Raw genomic sequence first — 4,872 nt, 5'->3', positions numbered from 1 at the left:
CGGGAGATTTGTGTCATGGATAACCGAATCTCTCCGCTTCAACTCCTTTGATTTAGCGACCCATCCTGGTGCCGTCTAGTGATTCAACACAGCCGGATCTACAGACCAGGAAACGATTGGGGCGACGAGTTAGCCGCGGTAGTATTCACTCGAACAGTCGTCCCGCGGTCAACCGCGACCTCCGACACCGAGACTTGTTGTCCCTGAACGGTATACGTACCCGGATACGCGACGCGTACGCGGTAACGCCCCTGTTCGGTCGCCGTTGCCATCCGTTCGTACGTGAAGTCAGTTCCAGAGATGGAGGCACTCGTGGTCACGACAACTGTTTCACCAGGAGTAGCGTTACCTTCGATGACCGCTCCGGAGACAACTTCGAACACCTTGGTTGACCCACCGGAGCTCGCGTGTATCGCCCGGTATCGACCCAGACCGTCGGAACCGTCGGTCGCACTCCCCCAGTATTCGTGCAACCGAACCCCGACTGACGAGTCGTTCATCTCTTCGGGAACCCACTCGTTCTCGGTCACCACGTATCCCCGTCTGTTCCCGAGTCGGTCGAAGGCAGCCTCCGAGTCTGTCTCGGACAAGAACTGGTCGTAGTTCGACTGTGCGAATCCGTACGATTCCGACTTCCCGTTCACGAAGTAGTTGTACATCCGGTTGCGGTCCCATTGACTGAACACGTAGTTCTCGGGATACTCTTGTTCGTGCTCCGCAGCGTGGTTCTCGATGGCTTGCACGGTCTCGTACTGGGTATCGTCGATCGTCGTGAGGTCGATTTTCAATGGAGCGAAGAGCATCCCCACGCCAGCGACGAGGACGAACAGGACGACGAGGTACCTGAGAGCGGCCGTGTCTGGCAAAGCGAGTCCCGGTCGGCGATCAACGGGCATTCGGCCGGACAGCGTGCGTCCAGAGTCGGTCAGTACATCCGGAGCAGAGTCAGTAATATCGACGATAGAGGCGAGGTGTACGAACCCAAGTCCTGCGAAGAGAGCGACGAATGCACCGAGCTCACCGCTGAAACGCACTTGAATCAGAGCAAGGATCAGGAAGAACCAGGCGTAGATGCAAGGTACGAGCCAGCGTCGACCTCCTGTCCGTGCAGTACGCCAGGTAGTCCATCCGAGATACGGAAGCGCGAGGAACAGGAGGAACCCGAACCAGAAAATCGGCGCGACTATCAAGCCGAGATCGCCCTGAAGTAGGGGCTGTGATTCGGCGATCCCCTGAGTATTGAACAGGAAGTCGAGTCGCTCGGAGAGTGTCGATTCGAGATCGGGAAGGACCGCAAACGCACCTGCAACTACGACAGCCCCACCGACGGCCTCAGCAAGGGCATACGCCCGTGCGGAGAGTCCTGCTCGGGTGAACATCTCAGCGAGCAAGGTGACTGTGAAGACACCAGCGAACAGGAGTGCTGGTGTCGAGGCCGCGAGGTCCGTGTGCCAGTCGAGCGTCGAGTGGACCATCCAGACGAGTCCAGCCGCGAGTCCAGTCCCGAGCAGTATCGGAGCATGGTCACGCAGCGGTCTGCCACCAGCAGCCACTATCGCCAGGGCAGAGCCCGCAACGTAGACACCCACCGGGAGAATCAGCAGCGGTCCAGCTTCCCAGGCGAGGACTTGACCGGTGATGCCGACGGCCAAACACGGAACCGCAGCCCAGCCCGACCATGCCCGGATATCCGGACTGTCGGTCGCCACGACGAGTCCATAAGCTGTGAGCAGCAACCACGGGTAATCGAAGGCGTGATGATCGGCGAAGCCGACCGCCGTCCGTAGTGCGTGGTCGGGAATTACGGCGAGCATCAGGACTGCAGCGATCGCCACCCATCGGTCGTCGCTCAATCGCAGGGTGAGCAGGTACAGCAACGCTCCGACGACGATGGCCGAAATCACCGGGTAGATTGCCAGTACTGCACCAGTCGTGTACTGACCACCACCGAGAAGTGCAGAGACGAACCAGAGGACACCGATTAGTAGTGGTTCACCTTTACGAGCACGGAGCTGGATATCGGAGAGAACGCGAACGTTTGTTGGATCACTCGACTGTGCGAGTAACTGTTCGACGAGATATCGGTAGTAGTACGGATCGTTCGAGGAGAGTACGACGGCGTCGCCACGGAACACCGACGGCACGGAGAACGACCGCATCAGAACCACAAACAGGAGCGCACCGGCCAGCGCGAGCGCGGCGTTCCGGTCAACAGATGGCAACGAAAACGAGGGAACCGAAACCTCCGACCGCTCATCCTCCCTCACAGCTTCCTCGCCGTCGAGTGCGGCACGAACGGCGGACCGGTCCGCGACCCGGTAGTCGCCGTCGTCGTCCTTCTCGACGACCCCTCGGGAGACGAGTTCGCCGAACGTCCCCGAGTCCAGCGGCACGTCGTCGAACGTCCAGCTGTCGGCGTCCGCGTCGACGTCGAGAACCGCTTCCAGGTCCGCCTCCAGCGAAGGCTTGTCCGCGAGCAGCGACTCGGTCGCGGACCGAACGTCGTCCATACTCCGTTACTCCGCGGTGAGCGGAATAAATCCATCGCGATGGTCGTCGGGTCGGAGTCGTATCGTTGTGCGCGCTGTGAATAGGTGAGAACAACAGACGAACCCCGAATTAAATGATACCGGCCGACGGACGCGTGTCAGCATCTCTCGTAAGCAGCTACAAAGACTGTCGACGAACGATGAGCCCCACCCTACCAGCAAAATTCCCTAACATATCTATATAGTCAGAATATTATTGAGAATCTCCAAGTGAAACCGCGTATGACCGAGTTCGATCCACCTCCGGAGTACGGTTCAGAGCTTAGTTAATCGTTGAGCCGTCAACCTGACTGACCCAATTTCCGCCCTCATCCCAGAACACGGGACCTTCCGGGTTACCGGTCCCACTACCATCATGGTAGAGCTCTTGGCCAGTATACTGGCCGGTGCATCCGTCTTTAGTTAAGCGAGAAAACGCGTGATAGCGGCGGCTTATCGAGGCATCTTTCGGAAGGAATGAGGAAGTCCAGTCTGTGCACGACAAGGACTCCTCATCTCGGATTATGCGTCGGCTCACTACACTGTTTCCCTCTGAGTTCCTCGAAGAGCACGCCGAGGAACTCGGCGTGGTCGAACGTGACCGTAAGCTCCAGATCCCTGCCTTCGTTTGGGCGTTCGTGTTCGGCTTCGCCGCAGGCGAAAGCCGAACACTCGCCGGGTTTAGACGCTGTTACAACTCTACTGCCGATGAGACGATCTCTCCTGGTGGATTCTATCAGCGGTTGACACCGACGCTTGCGGAGTACCTCCGCGACCTCGTCGAGCGGGGCCTCGACGAGGTCGCTGTTCCTAACGCTTTTGACGCTGATATCGACCGATTTAGAGACGTGATGATCGCTGATGGAACGGTGTTGCGGTTACACGAGTTTCTCTCAGATCAGTTTGAAGCCCGCCACGAGGAGCAGGCTGGAGCGAAGCTCCACCTGCTCCACAATGCCACAGAGCAGACGATTGAACGGCTCGATACTGCTAACGAGAAAACGCACGACAGCACCTTGTTCAACACGGGGCCGTGGCTTGAGAATCGCCTTGTGCTGTTCGATCTCGCCTACTTCAAATACCGCCGGTTTGCGCTGATCGACGAAAACGACGGCTACTTCGTGAGTCGGCTGAAGCAGAACGCAAATCCGCTCATTACGGGGGAGTTACGGGAATGGCGCGGCCGCGCCATTCCCTTAGAGGGCGAGCAGCTCCGAGCTGTTCTCGATGATCTTGACCGGAAATACATTGATGTAGAGGTCGAAGTCGAGTTCAAACGGGGGCCGTATAATGGGACACAGTCGCTGGATACGAAGCGATTTCGCGTCGTCGGCGTCCGCGACGAGGACGCCGACGACTACCACCTGTACATGACGAATTTAGCGAGGAAGGAGTTCTTTCCGGCGGATTTAGCGGAGATCTACCGCTGTCGGTGGGAAGTTGAGTTGCTGTTCCGGGAGCTGAAGACACAGTACGAATTGGACGAGTTCGACACGAGTGACGAACACGTGGTGATGATCTTATTGTACGCAGCGCTGCTGTCGCCGCTTGTAAGCCGCGATCTGTTGGATCTAGTCACTGAGCAGGCGGATGATGAGCTTGTGTTTCCGACAGAGCGCTGGGCGGCGACCTTTCGGTCGCACGCCCAGCTCATTCTCCACGAACTCGGTGAGTTCCTTGGCTACTCACCACCGCCGCTGCTCGACCGGCTGATCGAAGACGCTCAAAAGATCCACAAGCGACGACCAATCTTACAAGAGACGCTCGCTACCGCTACACAACCGAGGTGTGAGGCTTAACTAAAGACGGATGATGCGGGCCCATTATTCGAAGTACGGCCACCTGAACAACGTCCTCTATTTCGACTGCACGAAGGTCCTGCCGGCGTTCTCGTTCTTCGACATCCGCGACCAGCTCGACGCGGGGATCCCGAGAACCACGGCCGTCGAGGACAGCGTCGACCACTACCTCGAAATCCTCGGGCAGGTCATGGGAACCGAACGGTTCGAACGCGCGGTCAGGTCGCCGGACATCATCCGGTACATGGTGAAGGCGCTGTACGACCCGGTCAACGGTGACGACGCGTTCTCCCACCGGGACCTCCATGCTGCGCTCCGGCAGCTTCACGAGCGACAGACGGCGCCCGCAGTCTCCGACCCGGATTTGGAGAAGATGCTCGCCGGCGTGACGGCGAACAGCGCCCGGTCGTTCGACGAGATCATGCAGGGGGTCGCGAACCGCATCGAGAAGATCCCCATCGACCAGCGACTCGCCGCGATATTCGACCACGTTCCCGAAGAGGGCGACCCGCACTTCGACCTCGTCGACTACCTCGACGAGAACG

Annotated in this window: 2 protein-coding genes and 1 pseudogene; 2 read left to right on the top strand and 1 reads right to left on the bottom strand. The window is 58.7% G+C overall.

Annotation, left to right across the window (positions count from 1 at the left end):
- Window positions 1–98: 98 nt before the first annotated feature.
- Window positions 99–2,510, bottom strand: a complete 2,412-nt coding sequence (locus BLT27_RS18835; RefSeq protein WP_089736662.1) for an STT3 domain-containing protein — start codon at window positions 2,508–2,510, stop codon at window positions 99–101.
- A gap of 542 nt (window positions 2,511–3,052) precedes the next feature.
- Between BLT27_RS18835 and BLT27_RS18830 the strand changes: the two genes are divergently transcribed.
- Together BLT27_RS18830 and BLT27_RS18825 are read left to right on the top strand one after the other, a co-directional pair.
- Window positions 3,053–4,327, top strand: coding sequence for an IS4 family transposase (locus tag BLT27_RS18830; RefSeq protein WP_089736664.1), 1,275 nt, complete (start codon window positions 3,053–3,055; stop codon window positions 4,325–4,327).
- Between the two features lie 10 nt (window positions 4,328–4,337).
- Window positions 4,338–4,872: pseudogene (locus BLT27_RS18825) on the top strand (hypothetical protein); the annotation flags it as partial.

The sequence above is a fragment of the Haloarchaeobius iranensis genome, from assembly GCF_900103505.1.
GTDB classification, from domain to species: Archaea; Halobacteriota; Halobacteria; order Halobacteriales; family Natrialbaceae; genus Haloarchaeobius; species Haloarchaeobius iranensis.
This window is presented reverse-complemented; position numbering and strand designations above follow the sequence as displayed.

What these genes read in the sequence shown, in the direction of transcription:
- BLT27_RS18835 (WP_089736662.1), bottom strand. Translation starts at nt 2,510, where the DNA reads ATGGACGACGTTCGGTCCGCGACCGAGTCGCTGCTCGCGGACAAGCCT.
- BLT27_RS18830 (WP_089736664.1), top strand. Translation starts at nt 3,053, where the DNA reads ATGCGTCGGCTCACTACACTGTTTCCCTCTGAGTTCCTCGAAGAGCAC.